A 26219-nucleotide genomic window follows, 5' to 3' on the forward strand; every position below is an offset into this window, starting at 1 on the left:
TTTGACGTTTGGTTACGACGGTAGCCACTATCAAACGGGTTTTTATCGGGGGATTTTGCGATCTGTATCACGCTGAATCGTGTTAAAAATGCGTGTTACCGGACGCGTGATCGTGAAGACAAAACGGCGACCAGACAGGCGATGGACCGCGCGCGCATTAACCTTTCGCTAACACACGACAGGCGCTGGCTGGTGGCCGTTAAATCGTTTCGCCCATCGACAGGCGGTAGTGGAGGTCCACTTTTTCAATGGTGGGCAGTCCTTTGATTTTCTTTATTAAAATCTCTGTCGCCACCTTACCCATCTCGAAGCGCGGCGTCAGGACGCTGGCCAGCCGGGGAGAGACGATCTGGCCAATCTCCAGGCCATGAAAGCCCGCGATAGCCAGCTCCTGGGGCACGCTGATACCGGATGCCAGGCACTCCTGTAACACGCCCACCGCCAGGTCGTCATTAGTGCACAGGATACCGTCCATATCGGCGTACATTTGCCGCGCCAGGGTCATCATGCCGGTGCCAATGGAAACCGACGAGACTTTATTCGGCGCAATGCGCCCCACCGCCAGCCCGGCACTCTCCATCGCCCGACAGTAGCCCAGATAACGCTGCTCGTCGCGGACGTCAGACATCGAGCCGAAGTAGATGATCCGTCGTTTACCGCTGGCCAGCAGCATGGTGGTCATATCGAAGCCGGCCTGGAAGTTATCGAATCCGACGTTAATGCGTCCTGGATTCTCCGCCAGCCCCATCACTTCGGCGATCGGGATCTTCGCGGCATTCAGATACTTGTCCGCCCGCAGGGAGTGCACCGACTCGGTCAGCAGCAGTCCTTTCACGTTAAACGCCAGCACGGCGGCAATCTGCTCCTCTTCACGCTGGCGATCGTAGTCGTAATTCACCACCAGCGTCTGGTAACCATGCCCGGCGGTAACAGATTCGATGCCGGCCAGCAGATCGGCAAAAATTTGATTATGAAAGGAGGGAATGAGTACGCCAATCCGCGGCACGGCGACGCTGGTCATCGCCGGATTATCCGGGTCGGGCTGATAGCCGATCTCCGCTATCACGCTGGCAATACGCTCCGCCGTCTCCGGTTTCACCTTTTCCGGGGTGCGCAAATAGCGGCTAACGGTCATCTTGGTTACGCCAGCCAGCTCGGCAATATCATGGAGAGTAATGCGTTGTGCTTTCATCTGTGTGTCCGCCAAATACCTGACTGCTTCAGGCCATTATGCCTGTCGGGGGGGCAAAAGAGAATGCCAGTCCGTAGCCGTTAACCCGTTGAGTCAGCGAGATTTACCGGCAGCGTCACGTTTAAAGTAACCCCTTTTTGTAACACGGTTCCGAGTGATCTTCATCACAGTTTCCCCCGGTAAAAATCCGTGAGATAGGGCACAGGTTTTCTTCAGCCGCTAATCAGGATATCGAGATGAACGATCTTTTCAGCTTACAAGGTAAACGCATTTTAATTACGGGCGCAGGACAGGGGATCGGTTTTGTCATGGCTCAGGGTCTGGCGCAATATGGCGCAGAAATCATTATTAATGACCTTTCTGCCCCGCGAGCGGACGATGCGGTGATGAAGCTCCGCGACGAAGGCGCCACCGCCCATGCTGCGGTATTTAACGTGACCGATGCCGAGGCCGTTGAAGAAGCCATTGCCAATATCGAAGCGCATCTTGGCCCGATTGACGTGTTATTCAATAACGCCGGGATCCAGCGCCGCCACCCGTTTACCGAATTCCCGGTGCAGGAATGGAATGACGTGATTTCAGTTAACCAGACGGCGGTATTTCTCGTCTCTCAGGCCGTCGCGAAGCGCATGGTTGACCGCCAGCAGGGAAAAATCATCAATATCTGCTCCATGCAGAGCGAGCTGGGGCGCGACACCATCACCCCCTACGCCGCCGCCAAAGGCGCGGTGAAGATGCTAACCCGCGGAATGTGCGTTGAGCTGGCGCGGCACAACATTCAGGTCAACGGCATTGCCCCGGGCTACTTTAATACGGCGATGACCCGGACGCTGGTTGAGGATAAGGCGTTTACCGACTGGTTATGCAAACGCACCCCTGCCGCCCGCTGGGGCGATCCGCAGGAGCTGGTCGGCGCTGCCGTCTTTTTATCGTCAAACGCGTCGAATTTCGTCAACGGCCATCTGCTGTTCGTTGACGGCGGCATGCTGGTCGCGGTCTGAGAGAAGGAGCGCATGATGGCAGGACAATGCATTATTTTGATGGGCGTCTCCGGAACCGGCAAATCCACCGTCGGTCAGGCATTGGCCCACGCGCTGGGAGCGAAATTTATCGACGGCGACGACCTTCATCCACGCAACAATATCGTCAAAATGGCCACCAGCCAGCCGCTGAATGATGAGGATCGTCAGCCGTGGCTGACGCGTATCGCCGACGTCATTTTCAGTCTTGAGCAGAAAAACGAGTCAGGTGTATTGGTCTGTTCCGCATTAAAAAAGCGCTATCGCGACCGCCTGCGTGAGGGGAACGCGAAGCTACGCTTCCTGTGGTTGACCGGGGATTATGACTGCATTTTGCAGCGAATGCGCCAGCGTAAAGGCCACTTTATGCCAGAAGCGTTACTGCGTAGCCAGTTTGCCGCCCTGGAGACGCCAGACGCCAGTGAAAGCGATGTTCTGGCCGTCGATATTACCCCCGACATCGCCAGTATTGTCGCTCACTCATTAACGTTACTTCATTCGCAACAACCGCAGAGGATCCCGGCATGATTATCGATACCTTAACCGCCGCCGCCGAAAATGAGCTCTATCCGCCGGTGATCCGCCAGGCGCTGCAGGCCGTGTTACAGCAACAACCGCACGCGCTGCCGCCGGGGAAATATACCGTCGAGAGTGATAATGTGTTTTTTACCGTCGTCGAAGGCCATACCCGGCCGCTGAGCGAGCAACGCCCGGAATATCATCGTCAATATCTCGACATTCACATTGTGCTGAAAGGTGAAGAGATCATCGGTGCCGGGAATAAAGGGCTGCCGGTCGTTGAAGATGGTCACTTCAACACGACGCAGGATATCGGTTTCTGTCAGGCTATCGACAGCGAAACGCTGATTCATCTCTACCCGGAAGAGCTGGCGATCCTCTTCCCTGGCGAATTACACCGCCCGATGGCCTGCCTCGAACAAGGCGCAGCGTTGCGTAAAATCGTGGTTAAAATCGATCGCGCGCTACTGTAACGCGATCGTTCGGCCCCGCACACTCCCCGCGGGGCCTGGGATAACCATTAGTTATCCAGCTCATCCATGGACTTCACCTGGTCGCGGTTAATCTGCTCCACGCGGCCGGTTTCGGCATTTTTGTATGAGACGAGGCCGGTGTCATCATCCACCTGCGGTTTGCCGCTGGTGACAATGGTCTTGCCATCGGTGGTTTTGATCGACTGATTCGATGAGCAGCCGGCCACGAACATGATTGCCGTCGCTGCCAGTGCGGATGCCACCAGAATATTGTTCCGCATTGTATCCTCCTGTCTTTTCATCAATAGGTATCGTTATGGTGCTCACTATAGTTAGCCTGACCCGACAGGTGGTTAAAAGCAGAACTCTCCGAAGATGACTGCAGCCAAAAAAAGGGCTGACAATGTCGTCAGCCCTGGTTTGTTGCTCTCCGGCCAGGCCGGCGCGCTTATTTGGTGATTTGCGCGTGCATTTCCTGAACCGAAATCACCTTCTCGGTGGCGTCAGCGTTCAGCGCCATCGCGGTGGCAAAGCCGCCGTTCAGGGTGGTGTCGTAATGCACCTTGTACTGCAGCGCGCTGCGGCGAATCAGCTTGGAGTCTTCAATCGCCTGGCGACCTGCGGTGGTGTTGATGATGTAGGTGTATTCGCCATTCTTGATACGGTCCTGAATGTGCGGACGACCTTCATGCACCTTGTTCACCAGACGCGGGTTGATACCGGCTTCGCCCAGTACAATCGCCGTACCGTGGGTCGCATCCAGCTCAAAGCCAAACTTCAGCAGCTTCGCCGCCAGGTCAACCACGCGCTCTTTATCGCCTTCGCGGACGGAGAGCAGCGCGCGGCCCTGTTTCTTCATGGTTGAGTTGCTGCCCAGCTGCGCTTTGGCGAACGCTTCCGCGAAGGTACGACCCACGCCCATCACTTCCCCGGTAGAGCGCATTTCAGGCCCTAACAGCGGGTCAACGCCCGGGAATTTGTTGAACGGCAGAACCACCTCTTTCACAGAGTAGTACGGCGGGATGATCTCTTTGGTCACGCCCTGCTGCGCCAGCGTCTTACCGGCCATTACGCGCGCCGCGACTTTCGCCAGCGGGACACCGGTGGCTTTGGAGACGAACGGCACGGTACGCGCCGCACGCGGGTTCACTTCAATCAGATAAACTTCGTTATCTTTCACCGCGAACTGGACGTTCATCAGACCACGAACCTGCAGCTCGAAAGCCAGCTTCTGCACCTGCTCGCGCATCACATCCTGAATTTCCTGGCTCAGCGTATACGCTGGCAGGGAACAGGCTGAGTCGCCGGAGTGTACGCCCGCCTGCTCGATATGCTCCATGATGCCGCCAATCAGCACCATTTCGCCGTCGCAGATGGCATCGACATCCACTTCAATCGCGTCGTCGAGGAAGCGATCCAGCAGTACCGGTGCATCGTTGGAGACGCTAACCGCGGTCTGGAAGTAGCGGCGCAGATCCTGTTCGTCGTAAACAATTTCCATCGCCCGGCCGCCGAGCACGTAAGACGGACGAACCACCAGCGGGTAGCCAATCTCTTTCGCTCTCTCTACCGCCTGCTCAATGGCAGTGACGGTGGCGTTCGCCGGCTGCTTCAGCTTCAGACGGTCAACCGCATGCTGGAAGCGCTCACGGTCTTCCGCGCGGTCGATAGCGTCCGGGCTGGTGCCGATAACCGGTACGCCTGCGGCTTCCAGGGCGCGCGCCAGCTTCAGCGGCGTCTGGCCGCCGTACTGGACGATAACGCCCTTCGGCTTCTCGATGCGCACGATTTCCAGCACGTCTTCCAGGGTCACCGGCTCGAAGTACAGACGGTCGGAGGTGTCATAGTCGGTAGACACGGTTTCCGGGTTACAGTTGACCATGATGGTCTCGTAACCGTCTTCGCGCAGCGCCAGAGAGGCGTGTACGCAGCAGTAGTCAAATTCGATACCCTGGCCGATACGGTTCGGGCCGCCGCCGAGGACCATGATTTTATCGCGGTCAACGGACGGGTTGGACTCACACTCTTCTTCATAAGTGGAGTACATGTAGGCGGTATCGGTGGCGAATTCGGCGGCGCAGGTGTCCACGCGCTTGTAGACCGGATGCAGGTCATACTGGTCGCGCAGCTTGCGAATTTCCGCTTCCCGCACGCCCGCCAGTTTCGCCAGACGCGCATCGGCAAAGCCTTTACGCTTCAGGGTACGCAGGAAGTCGGCGTCGAGGCCGTTGATGCCCACTTCCACCACTTTCTCTTCCAGACGCACCAGCTCTTCAATCTGCACCAGGAACCAGCGGTCGATATTGGTCAGGTTGAAGACGCCGTCTACCGAGAGGCCGGCGCGGAAGGCATCCGCGATGTACCAGATACGCTCGGCGCCAGCGTCTTTCAGCTCGCGGCGAATTTTGGTCAGCGCTTCCGGGTCGTCGAGGCTCACTTTCGGGTCGAAGCCGGTGGCGCCCACTTCCAGGCCGCGCAGCGCTTTCTGCAGCGATTCCTGCTGGGTGCGGCCAATGGCCATCACTTCGCCGACGGATTTCATCTGCGTGGTCAGACGGTCGTTCGCGCCAGCGAATTTTTCGAAGTTGAAGCGTGGAATTTTGGTGACCACGTAGTCGATGGACGGCTCGAAGGAAGCCGGAGTGCGACCGCCGGTGATGTCGTTCATCAGCTCGTCAAGGGTGTAGCCCACTGCCAGCTTGGCCGCCACTTTAGCAATCGGGAAGCCGGTGGCTTTCGAGGCCAGCGCCGAAGAGCGGGAGACGCGCGGGTTCATTTCGATAACGATCAGGCGACCGTCTTTCGGGTTCACCGAGAACTGCACGTTTGAGCCGCCGGTTTCCACACCGATTTCACGCAGGACCGCCATCGAGGCGTTACGCATGATTTGGTATTCTTTGTCGGTCAGGGTCTGCGCCGGGGCAACGGTGATGGAGTCGCCGGTATGGATCCCCATGGCATCGAAGTTTTCAATCGAGCAGACGATGATGCAGTTGTCGTTCTTATCGCGCACCACTTCCATCTCGTACTCTTTCCAGCCGATCAGCGATTCATCGATCAGCAGTTCGTTGGTCGGAGAGAGATCCAGGCCGCGTTCGCAGATTTCTTCGAACTCTTCGCGGTTATAGGCTATACCGCCGCCGGTGCCGCCCATCGTAAAGGACGGACGGATAATGCACGGGAAGCCAACGTCGGCGGCAACCGCCAGCGCTTCTTCCATGGTGTGGGCGATGCCGGAGCGCGCGGTGTCGAGGCCGATTTTCTTCATCGCCACGTCGAAGCGACGACGGTCTTCCGCTTTATCAATCGCGTCCGCAGTGGCGCCGATCATGGTCACGCCGAACTCTGCCAGCACGCCCTGACGTTCCAGCTCCAGCGCACAGTTCAGCGCGGTCTGGCCGCCCATGGTCGGCAGCACGGCATCCGGGCGCTCTTTTTCGATAATTTTACGTACCACTTCCCAGTGAATCGGCTCGATGTAGGTCGCATCAGCCATTTCCGGGTCGGTCATGATGGTCGCTGGGTTGGAGTTCACCAGAATAACGCGGTAGCCCTCTTCACGCAGGGCTTTACAGGCCTGCGCGCCGGAGTAGTCAAACTCACACGCCTGACCGATAACAATCGGGCCCGCGCCCAGAATCAGGATACTTTTTATGTCTGTACGTTTTGGCATTGCTCTTTTACTCCTGATTATTTCGCGGACTGACGGTAGAGCTCAATTAACTCGATAAAGTGGTCGAACAGCGGCGCGGCATCATGCGGCCCCGGGCTCGCTTCAGGGTGCCCCTGGAAGCTAAACGCCGGTTTGTCGGTACGATGAATGCCCTGCAGGGTGCCGTCGAACAGCGACTTGTGGGTCACGCGCAGGTTGGCCGGCAAGGTGGCTTCGTCAACCGCAAAACCATGGTTCTGCGCGGTGATCATCACCACATTATTATCAATATCTTTCACCGGATGGTTGCCGCCGTGGTGGCCGAACTTCATCTTAATGGTCTTCGCACCACTCGCCAGCGCCAGCAGCTGATGGCCAAGGCAGATACCGAATACCGGAATATCGGTCTCAAGGAATTTTTCAATCGCGTCGATAGCGTAATCGCACGGCGCCGGGTCGCCTGGGCCGTTAGAGAGGAAAATACCGTCCGGATTCATTTTCAGCACGTCTTCGGCAGAGGTCTGCGCCGGCACCACCGTCAGGCGGCAGCCGCGGTCCACCAGCATGCGCAGGATGTTGCGTTTCGCGCCGAAGTCATACGCCACAACGTGGAACGGCAGCTCGCTTTCCGCTTTCGCTTCCGGCAGGTCGCCCGCCAGAGTCCAGCTGCCCTGCGTCCAGCTGTAGGTTTCTGCGGTGGTCACTTCCTTCGCCAGATCCATGCCGTTCAGACCCGGGAACGCTTTCGCTTTCTCCAGCGCCAGCTGAGCATCCGGGCTGTCGCCCGCGATGATGCAGCCGTTCTGCGCCCCTTTCTCACGCAGCAGACGCGTCAGCTTGCGGGTATCGATATCGGCAATCGCCACGATGTTATGGCGCTTCAGATAAGAAGAAAGATCTTCAGTATTGCGGAAGTTGCTGGCAATCAGCGGCAGATCGCGGATCACCAGACCCTGCGCGTGTACCTGAGAAGATTCTTCATCGGCGGCGTTGGTGCCGACATTACCAATATGAGGATAAGTAAGAGTGACGATTTGGCGGGAATAGGAAGGATCAGTGAGGATTTCTTGATAACCGGTCATTGAAGTATTGAAAACGACTTCCCCAACCGCCGTGCCGGTTGCCCCGATGGCCCGACCGTGAAACTGGGTTCCGTCTTCCAGAACCAATAGCGCTGACTTAATCAAAACACCCTCCAGAGAATATCCACTCACTTTATTTGCATATTAATTCATAAACACGATCTGAATCAATGCAAATCTGTTGCCCGCAGATTTTTGGCAAACGGCGGCATTCTGGAGAGATGTCGGATAAAAGTCAACTTAAAGCGGAGATTTTTAATGTCATTTTACGCCACTGGCGCATAACATGTGATTTTTACGCCAAAAAGATCAACAAACCTGGCTGAGAAAACGCTTGCGGACGGGAAAGAGTGTAAAACCTGGCGACGAAGCGCTAAAAAGTGGACCAAATGGTCAAAATTTACATTTCATTCACCAAAAACAACATGAATATTATTATTTATAGCTATCACAACGTAAAACACACACCAAACCCATAAAAATAAAAAAGGGCAACAATATATTGCCCCTTGCATCAATAACTTATTGATTGCAATAACCACATCACGATGGGTAATAATCGTTATAAACTGTTCAAATCCAGCACATCACGCATGTCAAACAGACCATTTTTCTTGTCTTTCAGCCATAATGCAGAGCGAACCGCGCCATTAGCAAAGGTCATCCGGCTGGAGGCTTTATGGGTGATTTCAATACGCTCACCGATATCAGCAAACATCGCCGTATGCTCCCCGACGATATCGCCCGCACGGACAGTGGCGAAGCCAATGGTGCCCGGAACGCGTTCGCCGGTATGACCTTCACGACTGTAGACGGCGCATTCCTTCAGATCTTTGTTCAATGCTCCGGCGATCGCTTCGCCCATCGCCAGCGCGGTGCCTGACGGCGCATCCACTTTATGCCGGTGGTGCGCTTCGATAATTTCGATGTCGGTGTAGTCGCCCATCACCTTTGCCGCCTTCTCCAGCAGCTTTAACAGGACGTTGACGCCGACGCTAAAGTTAGCGGCGAAGACAATGGCAATCTCCTGCGCGGCGTCGCGAATCGCCTGCTTGCCAGCGTCGTCAAAACCGGTGGTGCCGATGACCATCCCTTTGCCATGCTCGCGGCAAAACGCCAGATGGTTCAGCGTGCCTTCCGGGCGGGTAAAATCGATCAACACGTCGAAATCATCTTTTACCGCCGTCAGGCTGCTCTGCACCGCGACGCCCGCTTTGCCGGCGCCCGCCAGCTCCCCAGCGTCGCTGCCCACCAGGCTTGACCCTTCGCGCTCCAGCGCCGCGCCCAGCGCCACGCCTTCCATCTGCAATGCAGCCTGAATTAACTGGCGTCCCATCCGGCCGCCCGCGCCGGCGATGGCCACGCGGATTTGTGCATCATGCATAGCTATTCTCTTTTGTTAACATTACGTAAATTGTTTTCAGAGTAACCAGCCCGTCAGCGGGCCGCTACTCAAAAACGCCGATAATTAGAAATTTATGACAAACGGCGGACGATATCAGTAAAAACTATACGATTGTGCCGCAATTCCATGTTTACGTAGTGACAACCGGGAAGGCTAATGATGGCGCCTTCGCCCGTACAGTGCGGGCGAAGGCGGTGTTGCAGTGGGTTACAGCGGGAAAAGCGCGCCGGCGAGAAACGTGGATAAAAACCAGGCCACCGCCAGCAGATCGGCGCTGCCGCCGGGGCTGAGATGGCGGGCAATCAGCTCATCGTCAAACTGGCGCAGCGCCTCCAGCCCGCCGTCCGCCAGCACGCCGCCCTGCCACAGCAGTCGCTGCGCCTCCTGCTGGACAAAGTTCAGCCCGGCAAGCCCGCCGCGCGAGACCAGGTTGGTGTCATCATTCCACGCCATCAGATGCAGCAGGGTTTGCAGCAGCGCCAGATTGCTGTCGCCGGTCTCTTCCATCATGCGGGTAAAGACTGGCAAGGCCTGGGTACGCACCGTCAGGAAACCGCTCTCCGCCTCGCCGCGGGCCCCGGGGAGACCATAACGCAGAAAATGAGCCTCGCCTTTACTAAGCCGTTCCCCGCCAGCAGAAGACAATTCCTGCATAACCATGCCGCGACAGAAGCGCGCCACCTGATCGCAAAGCCGGTGCTGCTCTATCGGCTCACCTTTCGACACCAGCCTGCCCGCCGCCGCGCTGAGCAGGCCAAAAGCGAAGATCGCCCCGCGATGGGTATTCACCCCGCCGGTGGCCTCCAGCATATCGTTCTCACAGGCCATCCCTACCGGGCGCAGCATCATCAATACCTGCTCCGGCGCGACCGCCGCAGTATCGTGGCCCATGATGAAAAATTTCTCCATCCATGGCGCCACCACCGCGGTGCTGGCCTCAAACGAGGCCAGATCCATATCCCGGTGCGCGCCAGCGTTACGAATATCCACCAACCCGGGCTTAGGGGTCAGGCGAACTTCGGTCAACAGCGCGCGCTCTACCGCGCTGACCACCTCTTCGGCACTCAGTGGCTTCACGCGCCGCACACGCGCCGGATTAATTAACACGTCGCTCATGGCCTTTCCCCTCTGCGTTTAGTCGCTGTTTTTCACCTGACGAATCACATCGATGACCGAACCGTCGCGATAGCGCACCACCGCCACCACCCGATCGGTAAATTCGATCGGCTGCGGCTTGCCGGTTAGCAGTTCCGCACGCTGCTGCAGCTCCTCAATGGTCATCAGCGGAATGCCTGCGCTGCGCAAATTGTCGATCAGGTCCTGACGTGCCGGGTTGACCGCTATGCCGTGGTCAGTGACCAGCACATCCACGCTGGCTCCCGGCGTCACGCGGGTCAGCACTTTTTCCACGACGCAGGGAATTCGCCCGCGAACTAACGGCGCGGTAATGATGGTCAGATCCGCGCCGGCGGCGGTATCGCTATGTCCGCCGGATGCGCCGCGCAGCACGCCGTTAGAGCCGGTCATCACGTTGACGTTAAAGTCGGTATCGATTTCCAGCGCGCTGAGCATTACCACGTTTAAGCGCTCGCAGGAGGCGCCTTTAGAGCCTGGGCTGGCATACTGATTGGTGGAGATCTCGACGTGGTTCGGGTTCTGCGCCAGCGAACGCGCGGCGTCGCCATCGAACGACTGGGTATCGAGTAGCGTTTTGATCAGCCCCTTTTCGTGCAGATCGACCATCGTGCCGGTGATGCCGCCGAGGCCGAAGCTGGCGGTGATGCCGTTACGGCGCATTTTGTCTTCGAGGAAGCGGCTGACAGCCAGCGAGGCGCCGCCGGTGCCGGTCTGCAGCGAGAAACCGTCTTTAAAGTAACCGGAATGCTCGACCACCTTCGCCGCCTGGCGGGCAATCAGCAGTTCGCGCGGGTTGCTGGTCAGACGGATCGCGCCAGCGGTGATTTTTTGCGGATCGCCGACTTCGTCCACCTGGACGATCAGATCCACCTGATCCTGGGCAATGCTGGCCGGATAGTTTGGGTAATCCACCCACGCTTCGGTCAACAGCACCACGCATTTGGCATGTTCCGCATCAACGCGCGCATAGCCCAGCGAACCGCAGCGCGACTTACCGCTAAAGCCGTTGGCATTGCCAAACTCATCGCAGCAAGGGACGCCGAGAAACGCCACATCAATCGACAGTTCGCCGCTTTGGATCAGCTGTACGCGACCGCCGTGGGAGTGGATCTGCACCGGGTTTTCCATCAGGCCGGCGGAGATCTCCTCGCCCAGCTTGCCGCGCAGACCGGAGGTGTAGATCTGGCGGATCACGCCATTTTTAATATGCTCGATCAGCGGCCAGTGGGCGTCGATCAGCGAACTGGATGCCAGGGTCAGATCGCGAAAGCCCATTTCCGCCAGCGTTGCCATGACCATGTTGACCACTTTGTCACCGCCGCGAAACGCGTGGTGGAACGAAATGGTCATGCCGTTTTGCAGGCCGGAGCGACGGATTGCCGTTTCCAGCGAGTCGCAGATTTTACGCTGGCGCTTTTCTGTTTCACTGGCCAGCCACGGACTTTTCGCCGTCACGCCCGCATAAGGGGTCAGTCCTTCCGGCATCACGTACTGCTGATTAAGCATTGCTACTGTCTCTTTCATCTTGTTCCCCTTAATCACGAATACCGGAAGCCGAGAGCGCCACCACTTTGCGAGCGTGGTCGATAATCGGTCCATCGATCATCTTGCCGTTGAGCGACACCACGCCCAGACCGCGCGACTCTGCCTCTTCCGCGGCGGCAATCACCTCCAGCGCATGGTCGACCTCTTTGCGCGTCGGGGCATAGACCTGATGCAGGAGTTCAATTTGTCGTGGGTTGACCAGCGATTTGCCGTTGAAGCCGAGGTTTTTCGCCAGATTCGCTTCCGCGAGGAACCCCTCTTCGTTGTTGATATCCGACCACACCACGTCATAGGCGGCGATGCCGGCAACGCGCGCGGCATGCAGTACCGCACAGCGGGCATAGAACAGTTCAGTGCCGTCGCCGCGAGAAGTGCCCATATCCATAACGTAATCGAAAGCCGCCAGCGCGATCGCCGCCAGACGCGGACTGGCGCGGGCGATCTCCACCGCGTTCACCACGCCCAGCGCCGACTCGATGGCCGCCATGAGCTTGGTGCTGCCCACTTCCCGGCCGCATTCGCGTTCAATCCGCTCAACGTGCGCTTCCAGTTCATGGATATCTTCTTTGCTGTCGGTTTTCGGCAGACGCACCATATCCACGCCCGCGCGTACCACCGCTTCAAGATCAGCCAGACCAAACGGCGTATTCAGCGGGTTAATGCGCACCACGGTTTCGATATCCTGATACAGAGGATGCTGCAGCGCCTGATACACCAGCAGACGAGCGGTATCTTTCTCGCGCAGCGAAACGGCATCTTCCAGGTCGAACATCACCGCATCAGCGCCGTAGACGAATGACGTGCTTAACATGGCGGCATTGGCGCCAGGGATGAACAGCATACTGCGACGTGGTTTCATAATTGGCTCCATTGCAATTGAGACTGTTGCGCCGCGCGCAGCGCCGCAGCCTGTACGCGGGCGCGCAGTACGCACTCCAGGGCGCCTTTATCATCGACCACCACGTTGGCCTGCTTCACGCCAAGCTGCGCCAGCGTTTCTCTGACCACCTGCTCAATCGCAGCGCCAAACTGTTGTTTCACAATGCTGTCGATTTCCAGCTGAATGCCCGGCTGCGCCGCCGGTCCAATCCTGACCATCACATCGCTGGACTCCAGCGTGCCGGCCAGGGCGTCAATCTTCATTTCCATAGGGGAAAATCCTTAGTTAGGGCGTATAAATCAGGCGGTTTGATGTTCGCTCTCCGCCAGTTGCATCAGAAAAGAGAGGGTGCCCGGCGGCACCAGCGCCGCGACGGCTTGCCAGTTGCGCTGTCGGTACAGCTCGCGCACGCGGGAAGCGGATATCGGCCCGCCGTTTTTTTCGATGCGCGCCAGCTCCACAACTTCAACAGGCGGCGCGTCACCGGGCGCTTCCAGCAACGCCTTCATGCGCTGGTTGTAGCTACGGGTCAGCGAACACAGCGGCTCGGTGCCGACAAAGCGATGGGTTATCTGCAGCGCCGGGGCCAGGCGTTCACGGAATATCTGCAGGTCAATCTGGCTGTGGCAGTCATCGACCACGCCCTGTTCTTTGAGGAAGTAGCCGGGAAACGTCGCCCGCGAGATGAGGTATGCCGAACCGGGATGCAGCGTCACTTTGTCGATGCCGGCGATACCTTTTTCGATAAGCGTAAAGCGATCGTGATAGGAAAAGCAGGAGGCATCTTCCTTCACGACAAACAGATGTAACCAGTCGCACTGGCGTGCCGCCTGCTCCACCAGCCAACGGTGGCCGAGGGTAAACGGATTGGCATTCATCACAATGGCGCCGATTTTGCGCCCCGGCTGACGGTACATCGCCAGCTGTCGGCAATAGCGCGTCAGCCGTTCGCGGCTGTTTTCCATTAATACGGCGCGATCGCCCGCCTGGGCAATTGGCCAGAAGCCTGCCCCGGAAAATAGCGCAGCGTTACTGGGTTTAGTGAATAAAAACAGCTCGCTGCGCCCCAGCTCATAGGCCAGCGTCAGGAGCTCGGTCAGTAATTTAAGGCTCAGCCCCTCCCCCTGCAGCGAGGGATCGATGGCGATGCATTTCAGCACATTGCCGGCGATAGCACCGCAGCCGACCAGCCGCTGCTGATACTCGGCGATAATCGCCATTTCGCAGTCGGCCTCTAACGACAGTTGATGCTGGCGGAGAAACCGATCGATCGCCTCTCGCCGCGGTTTATCTTTTAATAGCTGAACGCGTTTTAATATCAGTGTCATTTTTTAGCGCTTCGTCATTTCAAAACGAACTGTATTTCGCCAGCGTTCGGCTATGGATTCTTGTATTTAAGTCACAGTTTTTCTCGTGGCTTAATTGGCTTTATGGTTTTTATGTTGTTAATTAATTCAGAATCATAAAACCAATTAAATTAATAAAAAACACGAGTATTCAGTGAAGGTAATCACACCTTACCCCTGGGGCTATTTATTACTATGCGCCGGTCTTAATACTTCATCGATAAACAGGATAACGTTTATGACTAACATGAGTCAGGCTCCGGCAACGGAGAAGAAGGGCGTTAGCGACCTGCTGGGATTTAAAATCTTCGGCATGCCGCTACCTCTTTACGCGTTTGCGTTAATTACACTATTACTTTCACATTTCTATAACGCTTTACCCACCGACATTGTCGGCGGTTTCGCCATCATGTTTATTATCGGCGCCTTGTTCGGCGAAATTGGTAAGCGCCTGCCAATATTCAATAAATATATCGGTGGCGCTCCGGTGATGATTTTCCTGGTGGCGGCTTATTTCGTCTATGCCGGTATTTTCACGCAGAAAGAGATAGATGCTATCAGCAACGTGATGGATAAAAGTAACTTCCTTAACTTATTTATCGCGGTATTAATCACCGGTGCAATCCTGTCGGTAAACCGCCGCCTGCTGCTGAAATCACTGCTCGGCTATATTCCAACCATCCTGATGGGCATTGTCGGCGCGTCGATTTTCGGCATCGCTATCGGTCTGGTGTTCGGGATTCCAGTGGATCGCATCATGATGCTGTACGTCCTGCCGATCATGGGTGGCGGCAACGGCGCGGGCGCAGTCCCCCTGTCGGAGATTTACCACTCCGTCACTGGTCGTTCTCGCGAAGAATATTACTCTACTGCCATCGCTATCCTGACCATCGCCAACATCTTCGCCATCGTCTTTGCCGCGATACTCGATATCATCGGTAAAAAGCACACCTGGCTGAGCGGCGAAGGCGAACTGGTTCGTAAAGCCTCATTCAAAGTGGAAGACGATGAAAAAGCGGGACAAATCACCCATCGTGAAACCGCCGTCGGCCTGGTGCTGTCCACTACCTGTTTCCTGCTGGCCTACGTCGTCGCCAAGAAAATCCTGCCCAGCATTGGCGGCGTTTCGATTCACTACTTCGCGTGGATGGTATTGATCGTTGCGGCGCTAAACGCCTCCGGCCTGTGCTCACCAGAAATCAAAGCCGGCGCCAAGCGTCTGTCTGATTTCTTCTCTAAACAGTTGCTGTGGGTACTGATGGTCGGCGTCGGCGTCTGCTACACCGACCTGCAGGAAATCATCAATGCCATTACTGTCTATAACGTTGTTATCGCCGCCGTAATTGTTATCGGCGCAGTGCTCGGCGCGGCGATCGGCGGCTGGCTGATGGGCTTCTTCCCAATTGAATCGGCGATCACGGCGGGCCTGTGTATGGCCAACCGCGGCGGCTCCGGCGACCTGGAAGTTCTCTCTGCTTGTAACCGTATGAACCTTATCTCTTATGCGCAAATCTCCTCCCGTTTGGGCGGGGGTATTGTGTTGGTCATCGCCAGCATCGTGTTCGGCATGATGGTTTAACCCATTTGCACGATGGCACGTTGAACTGACAGGTGAAGAACGTATCAGGGTCCTATGCCGGGAGCGGCAGAGGGAAATCCACCCTGCTCCTTAGCCGGAAACGCCAGAAACCTTGTCAGACAGCGCGTCATCGTGCCCCTATGTGAGATGTACCAATGACTGACAATGCCGTCCTGTTAGGCGAAGGCTTCACCCTGATGTTTCTCGGCATGGGCTTTGTGCTGGTGTTCCTGCTGCTGCTCATTTTCGCCATCCGGGGAATGTCCCTCGCCGTCAACCGCCTGTTTCCCGAGCCGCCTGCCGCCCCCAAACCGGCCCCGGCCGCCGTCGCGCCCGCCGACGACTTCGCCCGCTTAAAGCCGGCGATTGTCGCCGCCATTCACCACCATCGCCGTCTTCACCCTTAATTCACGGAGGAATTTATGACCGTTGCCATTACCGATGTCGTCCTGCGCGACGCCCACCAGTCCCTGTTCGCCACCCGTCTGCGTCTCGACGATATGCTCCCCGTCGCCGCTCAGCTGGATGACGTCGGCTACCGCTCGCTGGAGTGCTGGGGCGGCGCCACCTTTGACGCCTGCATCCGCTTCCTCGGCGAGGACCCGTGGGTCCGCCTGCGCGAGCTGAAAAAGGCGATGCCGAAGACCCCGCTGCAGATGCTGCTCCGCGGCCAGAACCTGCTCGGCTACCGCCACTACGCCGACGACGTGGTGGAGCGCTTCGTGGAGCGCGCCGTCAAAAACGGCATGGACGTCTTCCGCGTCTTCGACGCCATGAACGACCCGCGCAACATGCAGGCCGCCCTGCAGGCGGTCCGCCGCCACGGCGCCCACGCCCAGGGCACGCTTTCGTACACCACCAGCCCGGCCCACACCCTGCAGACCTGGCTCGACCTCACCGAACAGCTGCTGGAGACCGGCGTTGACTCCGTCGCCATCAAGGACATGTCCGGTATCCTCACCCCGCATGCCGCCTTTGCGCTGGTCAGCGAAATCAAAAAACGCTACGACGTCACCCTGCACCTGCACTGTCATGCCACCACCGGGATGGCGGAGATGGCGCTGCTGAAGGCCATTGAAGCCGGGGTCGACGGCGTCGACACCGCCATCTCCTCAATGAGCGCCACCTACGGCCACCCGGCCACCGAGGCGCTGGTCGCCACCCTCGCCGGCACGCAATATGACACCGGGCTGGATATCCACAAGCTGGAGAGCATCGCGACCTACTTCCGCGAGGTGCGTAAGAAGTACCACGCCTTTGAAGGCCAGCTGAAGGGCACCGACAGCCGCATCCTCGTCGCCCAGGTCCCGGGCGGGATGCTCACCAACCTCGAAAGCCAGCTGAAGCAGCAGAATGCCGCGGACAAACTCGACCTGGTGCTGGCGGAAATCCCCCGCGTGCGCGAGGACCTCGGCTTCATCCCGCTGGTCACCCCGACCTCGCAGATTGTCGGCACCCAGGCGGTGCTCAACGTCCTGACCGGCGAGCGCTACAAAACCATCGCGAAGGAGACCGCCGGTATCCTGAAGGGTGAGTACGGCCGCACCCCGGCGCCGGTGAACGCCGCCCTGCAGGCGCGGGTGCTCGAGGGGGCAGAGGCCATCACCTGCCGCCCGGCCGACCTGCTGAAGCCGGAGCTGGCGCAGCTGGAAGCCGACGTCAGACGCCAGGCGCAGGAGAAAGGCATCACCCTTGCCGAAAACGCCATCGACGACGTGCTCACCGTGGCCCTGTTCCCGCAGCCCGGCCTGAAGTTCCTCGAAAACCGCCACAACCCGGCAGCCTTTGAGCCGGTACCGCAGGCGGAAGCCGCGCAGCCGCTGGCAAAAGCAGAAAAACCAGCCGCCTCCGGTATCTACACCGTGGAGGTGGAAGGCAAAGCCTTTGTGGTCAAAGTCAGCGACGGCGGCGACGTCAGCCAGCTCAGCGCCGCGCCGGTGGCCGCTGCGCCTGCTGCCGCCCCGGCTCCGGCCGGCGCCGGCATCCCGGTGACCGCCCCGCTGGCGGGCACTATCTGGAAGGTGCTGGCCGCGGAAGGCCAGACGGTGTCCGAAGGCGAGGTGCTGCTGATTCTGGAAGCCATGAAGATGGAAACCGAAATCCGCGCCGCGCAGGCCGGGACCGTACGCGGTATCGCGGTGAAAGCCGGCGACGCGGTGGCGGTCGGCGACACTCTGCTGCAGCTGGCGTAAGGACGAGGAGCGGAAATGGAAAGTCTGAACGCCCTGATTCAGGGCATGGGGCTGATGCACCTCGGCGCCGGCCAGGCCATCATGCTGCTGGTCAGCCTGCTGCTGCTGTGGCTGGCGATTGCGAAGAAGTTCGAGCCGTTACTGCTGCTGCCGATTGGCTTCGGCGGCCTGCTGTCGAACATCCCGGAGGCCGGGCTGGCGCTCACCGCCCTGGAGAGCCTGCTGGCCCACCACGACCCGGCGCAGCTGGCGGTGATTGCCGCGAAGCTCCACTGCGCGCCGGACGTCCACGCCATTAAGGAGGCGCTGGCGCTGGCCCTGCCGTCGGTGCAGGGGCAGATGGAGAGCCTCGCGGTGGACATGGGCTACTCCGCCGGGGTGCTGGCCATCTTCTATAAGGTGGCGATTGGCTCAGGCATTGCGCCGCTGGTCATCTTTATGGGCGTTGGGGCAATGACCGATTTCGGCCCGCTGCTGGCCAACCCGCGCACCCTGCTGCTGGGGGCGGCGGCGCAGTTCGGGATCTTCGCCACCGTGCTCGGGGCGCTGACGCTGAACTACTTCGGCATCATCAGCTTCACCCTGCCGCAGGCGGCGGCCATCGGCATCATCGGCGGCGCCGACGGCCCGACGGCGATTTACCTGTCGGGCAAGCTGGCACCGGAGCTGCTGGGGGCCATCGCGGTGGCGGCCTACTCCTATATGGCGCTGGTGCCGCTGATCCAGCCGCCGATCATGAAGGCGCTGACCAGCGACAGGGAGCGGAAAATTCGCATGGTGCAGCTGCGCACGGTAAGTAAGCGGGAGAAGATCCTCTTCCCGGCGGAGCTGTTGCTGCTGGTGGCGCTCCTGCTGCCGGACGCCGCGCCGCTGCTGGGGATGTTCTGCTTCGGCAACCTGATGCGCGAGAGCGGCGTGGTGGAGCGGCTGAGCGATACGGTGCAGAACGCGCTGATCAACATCGTGACCATCTTCCTCGGGCTGTCGGTGGGGGCCAAGCTGGTGGCGGACAAGTTCCTGCAGCCGCAGACGCTGGGGATCCTGGTGCTGGGGGTGATCGCCTTCTGCGTGGGCACCGCGGCCGGGGTGCTGATGGCGAAGCTGATGAACGTGTTCAGCCGGCACAAAATCAACCCGCTGATCGGCTCGGCGGGGGTGTCGGCGGTGCCGATGGCGGCGCGGGTGTCGAACAAAGTGGGTCTGGAAGCGGACGGGCAGAACTTCCTGCTGATGCACGCCATGGGCCCGAACGTGGCCGGGGTGATCGGCTCGGCGATCGCCGCCGGGGTGATGCTCAAGTACGTGCTGGCGATGTAGGCCAGCGTTCTTCCCGGAGGTGTGGCTGTCGCCCCGCCTCCGGGCTGATTTGATACCCACTCCTGGCATGACGGGGCCGGGTACATGTCTGAAATTTTCTGTTCTGTGCTCCACCTGTCGGCGCCGGGGGCGCAAAACGGGGAGAATAACAATTTAATGTCTATCTACCCAATGTATACCCGAAAAATCACCCACTGGTTTGCCCGGCGATCGTTTCAGAATCGCATCTTCCTGCTGATCTTATTTACCTCGACTACCGTCATGCTGGCGATGTCATGGTATCTGACAGACATTACCGAGGAGCGTCTGCATTATCAGGTCGGGCAACGGGCGCTGATTCAGGCGATGCAGATTTCGGCGATGCCGGAGCTGGTGGAGGCGGTACAGAAACGCGACCTCGCCAGAATCAAAGCCCTTATCGACCCCATGCGTTCGTTCTCCGACGCCACCTACATCACCGTCGGTGATGCCAGCGGCCAGCGCCTCTATCACGTCAATCCTGATGAAATCGGCAAATCGATGGAGGGCGGCGATAGTGATGAGGCATTGATAAACGCCAAAAGCTACGTGTCAGTGCGCAAAGGCTCGCTGGGATCCTCGTTGCGTGGTAAATCGCCGATTCAGGACGCGACCGGCAAAGTGATCGGCATTGTGTCGGTAGGCTATACCATCGAGCAACTGGAGAACTGGCTCAGCCTGCAGATAAGCTCGCTGCTGATCCCGATGGCCATCATGTTACTGCTCCTGCTCTATTGCGCCCGCCGCTTCTCACTGCATATCAAAAAGCAGATGCTCAATATGGAACCCCAGCAGCTGTCACAGCTGTTGATCCAGCAAAGCGTGCTGTTTGAATCGGTGTTCGAAGGGCTTATCGCCATCGACTCCGGTTATAAAATCACTGCGATTAATCAGACTGCCCGCCGCCTGCTCAATTTGAGCCAACCGGAAACCACGCTTATCGGCAAAGGGATCAACAACGTTATCTCGCAGGAGACCTTTTTCTACGATGCGCCACAGGCCAATAAAAAAGACGAAATCGTCACCTTCAATCAGATCAAAGTGATCGCCAGCCGGATGGCGGTGATCTTAAACAATGAGCCACAGGGTTGGGTGATCAGCTTTCGCAGCAAAGACGATATCAACACCCTTAGCCTGCAGCTTAGCCAGGTGCAACAGTATGCGGATAACCTGCGCGCCGTGCAGCATGAGCATCGCAATCTGATCTCTACTATCGCTGGCCTGCTGTTTCTTAAACGCTACGATCATGCGCTGGATCTGATCCAACAGCAGTCGGAAAGTCACCAGAAGGTGATCGATTTTATCGCGCGGAATTTCCAGGATAACCATCTGGCCGGACTGTTGATCGGCAAGTATTACCGGGCCAAAGAGCTCGGTCTGGAGCTGGTATTCGATCCGGCCTGCTTCGTTGACAGATTACCCACCGCCCTTTCTCACAATGAATGGATCTCGATCGTGGGGAATCTGCTTGATAACGCCTACAATGCCAGCCTGCGTCAGCCGCAGGGGTCAAGGCAGATAGAATGCCTGCTCAACAGCGACGGTCACGAAGTGATCATTGAGATCGCCGACCAGGGATGCGGCATTGACGAGACGCTGCGCGATCGGATCTTCGAGCGCGGCGTCACCAGCAGCGCCAGCAAAGATCATGGTATCGGACTCTGGCTGGTACGCAGCTATGTGGAACAGGCAGGCGGCAGTATTGTCGTCGAAAATAATATTCCTTTTGGCACCATCTTTACGCTTTATATCCCCCTGACCCGAGAAGAACATCATGGATAGCATCACTACTCTTATCGTTGAAGACGAACCTATGCTGGCGGAGATCCTGGTGGATAACATTAAACAGTTTCCCCAGTTCGACGTCATTGGTATTGCGGATAAGCTTGAGAGCGCCAGGAAACAGCTCAGACTGTATCAACCGCAGCTGATCCTGCTGGATAATTTTTTACCCGACGGCAAAGGTATCGATCTGATCCGCCATGCTGTCAGTACGCATTACAAGGGACGGATTATCTTTATTACCGCAGATAATCATATGGATACCATTAGCGAAGCGCTGCGTCTTGGGGTGTTCGATTACCTGATTAAGCCGGTGCACTATCAGCGCCTGCAGCACACACTGGAGCGCTTTGCCCGCTATCGTAGCTCGCTGCGATCCAGCGAACAGGCCAGCCAGATCCATGTCGACGCGCTGTTTAATATTCAGGCCCGGGAGCAAACGGAACCCGCCAGCGCACCACTGCGCGGGATCGATGAAAGCACCTTTCAGCGCGTGCTCCAGCTGTTTGCCGACCCGTCGGTGGTACATACCGCCGACTCGCTGGCCCGTATCCTCGGCAGCAGCAAAACCACCGCCCGCCGTTATCTGGAACAAGGGGTGAAGAACGACTTTCTGGAAGCGGAAATCAGCTACGGCAAGGTCGGCCGACCGGAGCGCATTTATCACGGCAAGCAGGCCTATCCTGAGCAGAGATAAAACGCTTACGCCAGGGTGTAGCTGACCACCAGCTGCCCCTTCTTCATTTTAAGCTGGCTGACGACGACGTCGCCCAGCTCCGCCAGACGGGCGACGTGGGTGCCACCGCAGGGATAAGCGGGCAGTTCGCCGAAGCCCACCTGGCGCAAGCCATCAGCGAACGTCACCTGACGCGGTAAGTCCTGCGCCTGCCAGGCCTTCACCGGCGCCAGTAGCGCACTGGCGTCCGGCAGCGCGGCATTGTTCCTGCTGGTAAAGGTTATCCGCCCTTCGCCGGGCCAGTGGTGCGCTTTCACCGGTTGCCAGCCAAGCTGTTCGCCCGCCAGGCCAAGCAGGTGGCCGGCAGAATGCAGACGGGCATGCAGCTGTCTCGCGGAGGCATCAATTTTCATCTCCACGTCACCGAGGGGAAGCGGTTGCGACAGGATATGCAGCACGCTGTCGCCGCGCACAATAACCGTCTCAACCACCTGCCCGGCTATCCAGCCGCGGTCTGCCGGTTGACCGCCTCCTTGCGGGTGAAACAGCGTCCGATCCAGTTCGATGGCGTAACGGCCATCCGCTTCTGTAGTGCAGGCGGTGATCTGGGCGCGCCCGTCGGTAGCATCGCTGGTGTAATAAACTCGTTCAGTCATGGTGATTCTCCTCTCTGTCCGACCAGTATATTGATAATATCGACAGCGATAATCCCATCACCCGCCAATGCACTTTTGCTTCGGGAGCACAAATGAATCTGAACCTCCTGCCGGACCTCGCCCTCTTCATCCAGATAGTCGACCAGGGCAGCTTTTCCGCCGTCGCCCGCCAGAGCGGACTGACGCCCTCCGCCGTGAGCCGCAGCGTGTCGCGGCTGGAGCGGGAGATGGGCAGCAAGCTGCTGCATCGTACCACCCGCAAGCTGCGACTGAGCGATGCCGGGGAAACAGTGTATCAGCATGCCCAGCAGATGCTGGAAGCGGCGCGGCAGGCGATAGATTCCGCCAGCAGTCGCCAAACGGTCGCTCAGGGAAAGCTGACGCTCAGCGTACCGAAAGCCGTCGGCCGCTTTGTGATCCACCCGCTGATGATGGCGTTTTTCCATCGCTACCCGCAGGTGGACGTCTGCCTGCGGCTGGAAGATCGCCCTCTGGATTTTATCGATGACGGTATTGATTTGGCGCTGCGCATCACCGATACCCCTTCCCCTGGTCTGCATGGCAAACCGCTGATGCCAATCAGGCACGTTATCTGCGCCACTGAGCCCTATTTACAGCAGCACGGTACGCCGTATATGCCGCAGGATCTGCGCGCGCATTGCTGCATTAGTCTTGGCGAAACGCCCGCCGACGCGCGCTGGAAGTTCCGCCGGGAAGGGAAAAGCGAAACAGTGCAAACCTACGGGCGGTACGCCGCCAACCATACCGCCGTACGCCTCGACGCGGTTAAGCAGCATCTGGGCATTGGCAGCCTGCCGCTGTTTACCGCTCGCGAGGCGCTGGCGAAGGGCGATATCGTGCAGGTGCTGCCCGAGTGGGAATTCATCAGCAGCTACTCCGGCGACCTGTGGCTGCTGTGGGCGGGAGATAAGCATATGCCCGCCAGGATGCGGGTGATGATTGATTATCTCAGCGAGACGGTGCCGGCGTTGAACGCAGGCAGCACAGAGCCAGCGAAATAATTGCAAACCACGGAATGATAACCCCCAACACAAACCAGATCCCGGAGCGGCCGATATCATGCATTCGCCGGCAGCCAACAGCCAGCAAGGGGAGCGCCATCAGCAGCAGCCAGAGCGCGGCAAAGGGAATGACAACAAAACTGAGGATACCGTATTGAGGGTTAACGCTGGTTGCCAGACACCAGGCCGCCAGCGGCATGGTGGCGATCAATACATTGATGAGAAAAAACGTCCAGAACTGCTGCCGGCTGGCGCGGCCACTAAAATTAAAGGTCTCTTTCCAGCCGCTCAAATACGCCTGTCCATAGGTCATTGCTTCTTTCCTTGAAAATCGAGTGATTTATCACGGCGCCAGGGCAATCACCTCCGCCGCCCAGCGCTGAAACCCTTCGACGTCGATATCCAGCGCCACCTGGGCGTTCGCCGGCTGACCCAGTCGCCCTTCGATATCCACCACCGTGGTGCCGGCGGTCCAGGTCCCCTGCGTCTCCACCGCCACAAAACACGGCTGGAGAGTGAACAGTTCCGGGCGCGCCAGCCACGCAATAGCGCAGAGATCGTGCATTCGCAAACCACTGCTCATGCTGCCGCTGCGATAGTGGCTAAACAGAGCATAAAGCATTTTACCGGTCTGGTTCAGCGTCGGTAGCGTCGCCAGGTAATCTGCCGTCAGCAGCGCCCGGTTGGTGACGTCCAGCCCGCACATGACAATCTCCAGCCCGCTGTGGAAGACTTTCGCGGCGGCTTCCGGGTCGATAGCAATATTGAATTCCGCATTCGGCGTGAAGTTGCCGCGCCCCGCCGAGCCGCCCATGATCACCAGCCGGCGAATATTGAACACGCATTCCGGGTACTGGGTCAGCAGCAGCGCTATATTGGTCAGCGGGCCAATCGCCACCAGAGTAATCGGCTCGGCAGCGTGCATCAATGCATCGCGGATCGCCTGGAAGGCCGGCTTCGCCAGCGGCTGACGTTGATGCTCAACAAAGTCATACCCCTCCATGCCGGATTCGCCATGCACCGAGGCGGCGTCGCGCAACGGACGCACCAGCGGCATCGACGCCCCTTGCGCCAGCGGCACATCGGCATTCCAGAAGTGCAGCAGCTGCAGCGCGTTACGGGTCGTCTTCTCCACCGAAACGTTGCCCGCCACGGTGGTCATCAGTTGCAGCTCCAGCTCGGGCGCGAACAGCGCCGCGGCAATGGCGGCAGCATCGTCGATGCCCGGGTCAGTATCAAGAATGATCGGTAAGCGCATGGTTTCTCCCTAAAAAAAATGCCAGACGTTAAGTCTGGCATCTTCTCATACTGCTGGAGGAAAGAACTTACTCTACTTCACGGACATCCACACGCAGCTCTTTCGGCACTTCAAAGACGATATTCTCTTCCCGGCCTTCCAGTGGCACGGCTTCGCCGCCGCCCAGCTCCTGCAGGCGGGTAATGACGTTCTGCACCAGAATATCCGGCGCCGATGCGCCCGCCGTCACGCCGACACAGGCCGCATCCTTGACCCACGCTTCCTGGATATCGGAGGCGTCGTCAATCAGGTAAGCCGCTTTGCCCATCCGCTGCGCCAGCTCGGCGAGGCGGTTAGAGTTGGAGGAGTTTTTCGACCCGACCACCAGCACCACGTCAGCCTGCTCCGCCAGCGCGCGCACGGCTTCCTGACGGTTAGTGGTGGCATAGCAAATGTCGTCTTTGCGCGGGCCGACGATTTTCGGGAAACGCGCGCGCAGGGCGTCAATAACGTCAGACGTATCGTCGACGGAGAGCGTGGTCTGGGTCATAAACGACAGCCGGGCGTCGTTTTTGACTTCCAGCTTGAGAACGTCTTCCGGCGACTCGACCAGGTACATGCCCCCTTGCGGGTTATTGTACTGCCCCATAGTGCCTTCGACTTCCGGGTGGCCGGCATGGCCAATCAGAATCGACTCTTCGCCGCGGCGGCTGGCGCGGGCGACTTCCATATGGACTTTGGTCACCAGCGGACAGGTGGCGTCGAACACCGTCAGGTCGCGGCTCTTCGCTTCATTCCGTACCGCCTGCGATACGCCGTGAGCGGAGAAAATCAGGATCGCGCCGTCAGGCACTTCGCTGATCTGTTCGATAAAAATGGCGCCGCGCTTGCGCAGGCTATCCACCACATAGCGGTTGTGCACCACTTCATGGCGAACATAAATCGGTGCGCCATACAGCGTCAGCGCGTTTTCTACAATGCTGATAGCGCGGTCAACGCCAGCGCAAAAACCGCGCGGGTTAGCCAACAGGATCTGCATGTTACTCCTCCAGCGCCGGATCGATCTCCAGCACTTCAATATCAAAATGAACGGTGCGCCCGGCCAGCGGATGGTTGAAGTCGACGGTGATGGAATCGCCGTTCACTTCGCGGATCACGCCAGGCATTTCGCTGCCATCCATTGCGGTAAAGAGCATAATCGCGCCGATTTCCGGTTCGCCAGCGTCGATAAACTCACGGCGAGAGAAATACTGAATCAGGTCCGGGCTGGGTACGCCAAAGGCGGCGTCAGGCTCCAGCGAAAAGGCCTTTTTCTCCCCCTCTTTCAGACCGAGAAGCTGTTGCTCCAGCCCTTCAGACAGAGAGGTGTCGCCGAGGCGAAACAGCGCCGGTTTGCCGTTGCTGCGGGTGGACTCGGCGGTGGAGCCGTCGTCCAGTTTCAGTGTGAAGTGCACCAGTACCGCGCTGTTGCTCTGTACGGATTTAGACAT

At 58.4% G+C, this 26219-nt stretch carries 25 protein-coding genes; 10 read left to right on the plus strand and 15 right to left on the minus strand.

Annotated elements, in window-relative coordinates; translation table 11 throughout:
* Positions 1 to 199 precede the first annotated feature (199 nt).
* On the minus strand, positions 200 to 1192 hold the full coding sequence (locus R0140_RS23060) for a LacI family DNA-binding transcriptional regulator (protein WP_012542881.1): 993 nt from the start codon (positions 1190 to 1192) through the stop codon (positions 200 to 202).
* A 236-nt stretch (positions 1193 to 1428) separates the two neighbouring features.
* Here R0140_RS23060 and idnO point away from each other — a divergent pair, with 236 nt between their 5' ends.
* From idnO to R0140_RS23075, 3 genes are read left to right on the plus strand one after another with little or no spacing between them, the layout of a single operon-like run.
* Positions 1429 to 2193 (plus strand): gluconate 5-dehydrogenase, encoded by a 765-nt coding sequence (idnO, locus tag R0140_RS23065; protein WP_008807482.1) that lies wholly within the window; start codon positions 1429 to 1431, stop codon positions 2191 to 2193.
* A 15-nt stretch (positions 2194 to 2208) separates the two neighbouring features.
* Positions 2209 to 2739, plus strand: coding sequence for a gluconokinase (locus R0140_RS23070; protein WP_016160279.1), 531 nt, complete (start codon positions 2209 to 2211; stop codon positions 2737 to 2739).
* On the plus strand, positions 2736 to 3203 hold the full coding sequence (locus R0140_RS23075; protein WP_008807484.1) for a NanQ anomerase/TabA/YiaL family protein: 468 nt from the start codon (positions 2736 to 2738) through the stop codon (positions 3201 to 3203). Before R0140_RS23070 ends, R0140_RS23075 begins: the two co-directional genes overlap by 4 nt.
* Positions 3204 to 3250: 47 nt before the next feature.
* Here the strand turns inward: R0140_RS23075 and R0140_RS23080 are convergent, their stop codons facing one another.
* The 9 genes from R0140_RS23080 to citC form a co-directional block, all read right to left on the minus strand.
* Positions 3251 to 3484 (minus strand): YgdI/YgdR family lipoprotein, encoded by a 234-nt coding sequence (locus R0140_RS23080; protein ID WP_002888059.1) that lies wholly within the window; start codon positions 3482 to 3484, stop codon positions 3251 to 3253.
* Positions 3485 to 3651: 167 nt separating this feature from the next.
* Positions 3652 to 6876, minus strand: coding sequence for a carbamoyl-phosphate synthase large subunit (gene carB, locus R0140_RS23085; RefSeq protein ID WP_008807485.1), 3225 nt, complete (start codon positions 6874 to 6876; stop codon positions 3652 to 3654).
* A 17-nt stretch (positions 6877 to 6893) separates the two neighbouring features.
* On the minus strand, positions 6894 to 8042 hold the full coding sequence (gene carA / locus R0140_RS23090) for a glutamine-hydrolyzing carbamoyl-phosphate synthase small subunit (protein ID WP_012542883.1): 1149 nt from the start codon (positions 8040 to 8042) through the stop codon (positions 6894 to 6896).
* A gap of 457 nt (positions 8043 to 8499) precedes the next feature.
* Complete coding sequence (gene dapB / locus R0140_RS23095) at positions 8500 to 9321, minus strand: 4-hydroxy-tetrahydrodipicolinate reductase (RefSeq protein WP_008807487.1); 822 nt, start codon at positions 9319 to 9321, stop codon at positions 8500 to 8502.
* A 228-nt stretch (positions 9322 to 9549) separates the two neighbouring features.
* Positions 9550 to 10458 (minus strand): triphosphoribosyl-dephospho-CoA synthase CitG, encoded by a 909-nt coding sequence (gene citG / locus R0140_RS23100; protein ID WP_317703906.1) that lies wholly within the window; start codon positions 10456 to 10458, stop codon positions 9550 to 9552.
* A gap of 18 nt (positions 10459 to 10476) precedes the next feature.
* Positions 10477 to 12003 carry a citrate lyase subunit alpha gene (gene citF / locus R0140_RS23105; protein ID WP_023339578.1) on the minus strand — a complete coding sequence of 509 codons (1527 nt, stop codon included), beginning with the start codon at positions 12001 to 12003 and terminating at the stop codon, positions 10477 to 10479.
* A 10-nt stretch (positions 12004 to 12013) separates the two neighbouring features.
* Positions 12014 to 12883, minus strand: a complete 870-nt coding sequence (citE, locus tag R0140_RS23110; protein ID WP_012968960.1) for a citrate (pro-3S)-lyase subunit beta — start codon at positions 12881 to 12883, stop codon at positions 12014 to 12016.
* Positions 12880 to 13173, minus strand: coding sequence for a citrate lyase acyl carrier protein (gene citD, locus R0140_RS23115; protein WP_012542888.1), 294 nt, complete (start codon positions 13171 to 13173; stop codon positions 12880 to 12882). The genes citE and citD overlap by 4 nt, the downstream gene beginning before the upstream one ends.
* A gap of 30 nt (positions 13174 to 13203) precedes the next feature.
* Positions 13204 to 14232 (minus strand): [citrate (pro-3S)-lyase] ligase, encoded by a 1029-nt coding sequence (citC, locus tag R0140_RS23120; RefSeq protein WP_040972889.1) that lies wholly within the window; start codon positions 14230 to 14232, stop codon positions 13204 to 13206.
* Positions 14233 to 14488: 256 nt separating this feature from the next.
* Between citC and citS the strand changes: the two genes are divergently transcribed.
* The 6 genes from citS to R0140_RS23150 all read left to right on the plus strand — a co-directional run bounded on the left by citS (position 14489) and on the right by R0140_RS23150 (position 21835).
* Positions 14489 to 15829: a citrate/sodium symporter CitS gene (citS, locus tag R0140_RS23125; RefSeq protein WP_048964838.1), complete on the plus strand. Its 1341-nt coding sequence runs from the start codon at positions 14489 to 14491 to the stop codon at positions 15827 to 15829.
* A 155-nt stretch (positions 15830 to 15984) separates the two neighbouring features.
* A complete protein-coding gene (locus R0140_RS23130) occupies positions 15985 to 16236 on the plus strand; it encodes an oxaloacetate decarboxylase subunit gamma (RefSeq protein ID WP_012540458.1) in 252 nt (83 codons plus the stop codon).
* Between the two features lie 15 nt (positions 16237 to 16251).
* Entirely contained in the window at positions 16252 to 18021 is a 1770-nt protein-coding gene (oadA, locus tag R0140_RS23135) for a sodium-extruding oxaloacetate decarboxylase subunit alpha (RefSeq protein ID WP_317703907.1), read from the plus strand.
* A gap of 15 nt (positions 18022 to 18036) precedes the next feature.
* On the plus strand, positions 18037 to 19338 hold the full coding sequence (locus R0140_RS23140) for an oxalacetate decarboxylase subunit beta (protein ID WP_110185335.1): 1302 nt from the start codon (positions 18037 to 18039) through the stop codon (positions 19336 to 19338).
* Positions 19339 to 19509: 171 nt separating this feature from the next.
* A complete protein-coding gene (locus R0140_RS23145) occupies positions 19510 to 21138 on the plus strand; it encodes a citrate sensor histidine kinase CitA (protein ID WP_110197213.1) in 1629 nt (542 codons plus the stop codon).
* On the plus strand, positions 21131 to 21835 hold the full coding sequence (locus R0140_RS23150) for a citrate response regulator transcription factor CitB (protein ID WP_023339573.1): 705 nt from the start codon (positions 21131 to 21133) through the stop codon (positions 21833 to 21835). Before R0140_RS23145 ends, R0140_RS23150 begins: the two co-directional genes overlap by 8 nt.
* Positions 21836 to 21840: 5 nt before the next feature.
* Here R0140_RS23150 and R0140_RS23155 read toward each other — a convergent pair whose 3' ends face one another.
* A complete protein-coding gene (locus R0140_RS23155) occupies positions 21841 to 22470 on the minus strand; it encodes an alanyl-tRNA editing protein (protein ID WP_110197210.1) in 630 nt (209 codons plus the stop codon).
* 92 nt (positions 22471 to 22562) lie between these two features.
* On the opposite strand from R0140_RS23155, the gene R0140_RS23160 reads away from it, so the two are divergent.
* A complete protein-coding gene (locus R0140_RS23160) occupies positions 22563 to 23492 on the plus strand; it encodes a LysR family transcriptional regulator (protein WP_072121937.1) in 930 nt (309 codons plus the stop codon).
* Here the strand turns inward: R0140_RS23160 and R0140_RS23165 are convergent.
* The 4 genes from R0140_RS23165 to fkpB all read right to left on the minus strand — a co-directional run bounded on the left by R0140_RS23165 (position 23440) and on the right by fkpB (position 26219).
* Positions 23440 to 23805, minus strand: a complete 366-nt coding sequence (locus R0140_RS23165) for a DUF805 domain-containing protein (protein ID WP_016160277.1) — start codon at positions 23803 to 23805, stop codon at positions 23440 to 23442. The two genes, R0140_RS23160 and R0140_RS23165, sit on opposite strands and share 53 nt — an antisense overlap.
* Positions 23806 to 23835: 30 nt before the next feature.
* On the minus strand, positions 23836 to 24750 hold the full coding sequence (gene rihC, locus R0140_RS23170) for a ribonucleoside hydrolase RihC (RefSeq protein WP_100781480.1): 915 nt from the start codon (positions 24748 to 24750) through the stop codon (positions 23836 to 23838).
* A 67-nt stretch (positions 24751 to 24817) separates the two neighbouring features.
* Positions 24818 to 25768 carry a 4-hydroxy-3-methylbut-2-enyl diphosphate reductase gene (ispH, locus tag R0140_RS23175; protein ID WP_002887979.1) on the minus strand — a complete coding sequence of 317 codons (951 nt, stop codon included), beginning with the start codon at positions 25766 to 25768 and terminating at the stop codon, positions 24818 to 24820.
* 1 nt (position 25769) lies between these two features.
* Entirely contained in the window at positions 25770 to 26219 is a 450-nt protein-coding gene (fkpB, locus tag R0140_RS23180) for an FKBP-type peptidyl-prolyl cis-trans isomerase (protein WP_002887976.1), read from the minus strand.

Origin of the sequence: Klebsiella sp. w6 (assembly GCF_033100215.1) — a bacterium.
Taxonomy (GTDB): Bacteria; Pseudomonadota; Gammaproteobacteria; order Enterobacterales; family Enterobacteriaceae; genus Klebsiella; species Klebsiella variicola.

What these genes read in the sequence shown, in the direction of transcription:
- R0140_RS23060 (WP_012542881.1), bottom strand. Translation starts at nt 1,192, where the DNA reads ATGAAAGCACAACGCATTACTCTCCATGATATTGCCGAGCTGGCTGGC.
- idnO (WP_008807482.1), top strand. Translation starts at nt 1,429, where the DNA reads ATGAACGATCTTTTCAGCTTACAAGGTAAACGCATTTTAATTACGGGC.
- R0140_RS23070 (WP_016160279.1), top strand. Translation starts at nt 2,209, where the DNA reads ATGGCAGGACAATGCATTATTTTGATGGGCGTCTCCGGAACCGGCAAA.
- R0140_RS23075 (WP_008807484.1), top strand. Translation starts at nt 2,736, where the DNA reads ATGATTATCGATACCTTAACCGCCGCCGCCGAAAATGAGCTCTATCCG.
- R0140_RS23080 (WP_002888059.1), bottom strand. Translation starts at nt 3,484, where the DNA reads ATGCGGAACAATATTCTGGTGGCATCCGCACTGGCAGCGACGGCAATC.
- carB (WP_008807485.1), bottom strand. Translation starts at nt 6,876, where the DNA reads ATGCCAAAACGTACAGACATAAAAAGTATCCTGATTCTGGGCGCGGGC.
- dapB (WP_008807487.1), bottom strand. Translation starts at nt 9,321, where the DNA reads ATGCATGATGCACAAATCCGCGTGGCCATCGCCGGCGCGGGCGGCCGG.
- citG (WP_317703906.1), bottom strand. Translation starts at nt 10,458, where the DNA reads ATGAGCGACGTGTTAATTAATCCGGCGCGTGTGCGGCGCGTGAAGCCA.
- citF (WP_023339578.1), bottom strand. Translation starts at nt 12,003, where the DNA reads ATGAAAGAGACAGTAGCAATGCTTAATCAGCAGTACGTGATGCCGGAA.
- citE (WP_012968960.1), bottom strand. Translation starts at nt 12,883, where the DNA reads ATGAAACCACGTCGCAGTATGCTGTTCATCCCTGGCGCCAATGCCGCC.
- citD (WP_012542888.1), bottom strand. Translation starts at nt 13,173, where the DNA reads ATGGAAATGAAGATTGACGCCCTGGCCGGCACGCTGGAGTCCAGCGAT.
- citC (WP_040972889.1), bottom strand. Translation starts at nt 14,232, where the DNA reads ATGACACTGATATTAAAACGCGTTCAGCTATTAAAAGATAAACCGCGG.
- citS (WP_048964838.1), top strand. Translation starts at nt 14,489, where the DNA reads ATGACTAACATGAGTCAGGCTCCGGCAACGGAGAAGAAGGGCGTTAGC.
- R0140_RS23130 (WP_012540458.1), top strand. Translation starts at nt 15,985, where the DNA reads ATGACTGACAATGCCGTCCTGTTAGGCGAAGGCTTCACCCTGATGTTT.
- oadA (WP_317703907.1), top strand. Translation starts at nt 16,252, where the DNA reads ATGACCGTTGCCATTACCGATGTCGTCCTGCGCGACGCCCACCAGTCC.
- R0140_RS23140 (WP_110185335.1), top strand. Translation starts at nt 18,037, where the DNA reads ATGGAAAGTCTGAACGCCCTGATTCAGGGCATGGGGCTGATGCACCTC.
- R0140_RS23145 (WP_110197213.1), top strand. Translation starts at nt 19,510, where the DNA reads ATGTATACCCGAAAAATCACCCACTGGTTTGCCCGGCGATCGTTTCAG.
- R0140_RS23150 (WP_023339573.1), top strand. Translation starts at nt 21,131, where the DNA reads ATGGATAGCATCACTACTCTTATCGTTGAAGACGAACCTATGCTGGCG.
- R0140_RS23155 (WP_110197210.1), bottom strand. Translation starts at nt 22,470, where the DNA reads ATGACTGAACGAGTTTATTACACCAGCGATGCTACCGACGGGCGCGCC.
- R0140_RS23160 (WP_072121937.1), top strand. Translation starts at nt 22,563, where the DNA reads ATGAATCTGAACCTCCTGCCGGACCTCGCCCTCTTCATCCAGATAGTC.
- R0140_RS23165 (WP_016160277.1), bottom strand. Translation starts at nt 23,805, where the DNA reads ATGACCTATGGACAGGCGTATTTGAGCGGCTGGAAAGAGACCTTTAAT.
- rihC (WP_100781480.1), bottom strand. Translation starts at nt 24,750, where the DNA reads ATGCGCTTACCGATCATTCTTGATACTGACCCGGGCATCGACGATGCT.
- ispH (WP_002887979.1), bottom strand. Translation starts at nt 25,768, where the DNA reads ATGCAGATCCTGTTGGCTAACCCGCGCGGTTTTTGCGCTGGCGTTGAC.
- fkpB (WP_002887976.1), bottom strand. Translation starts at nt 26,219, where the DNA reads ATGTCTAAATCCGTACAGAGCAACAGCGCGGTACTGGTGCACTTCACA.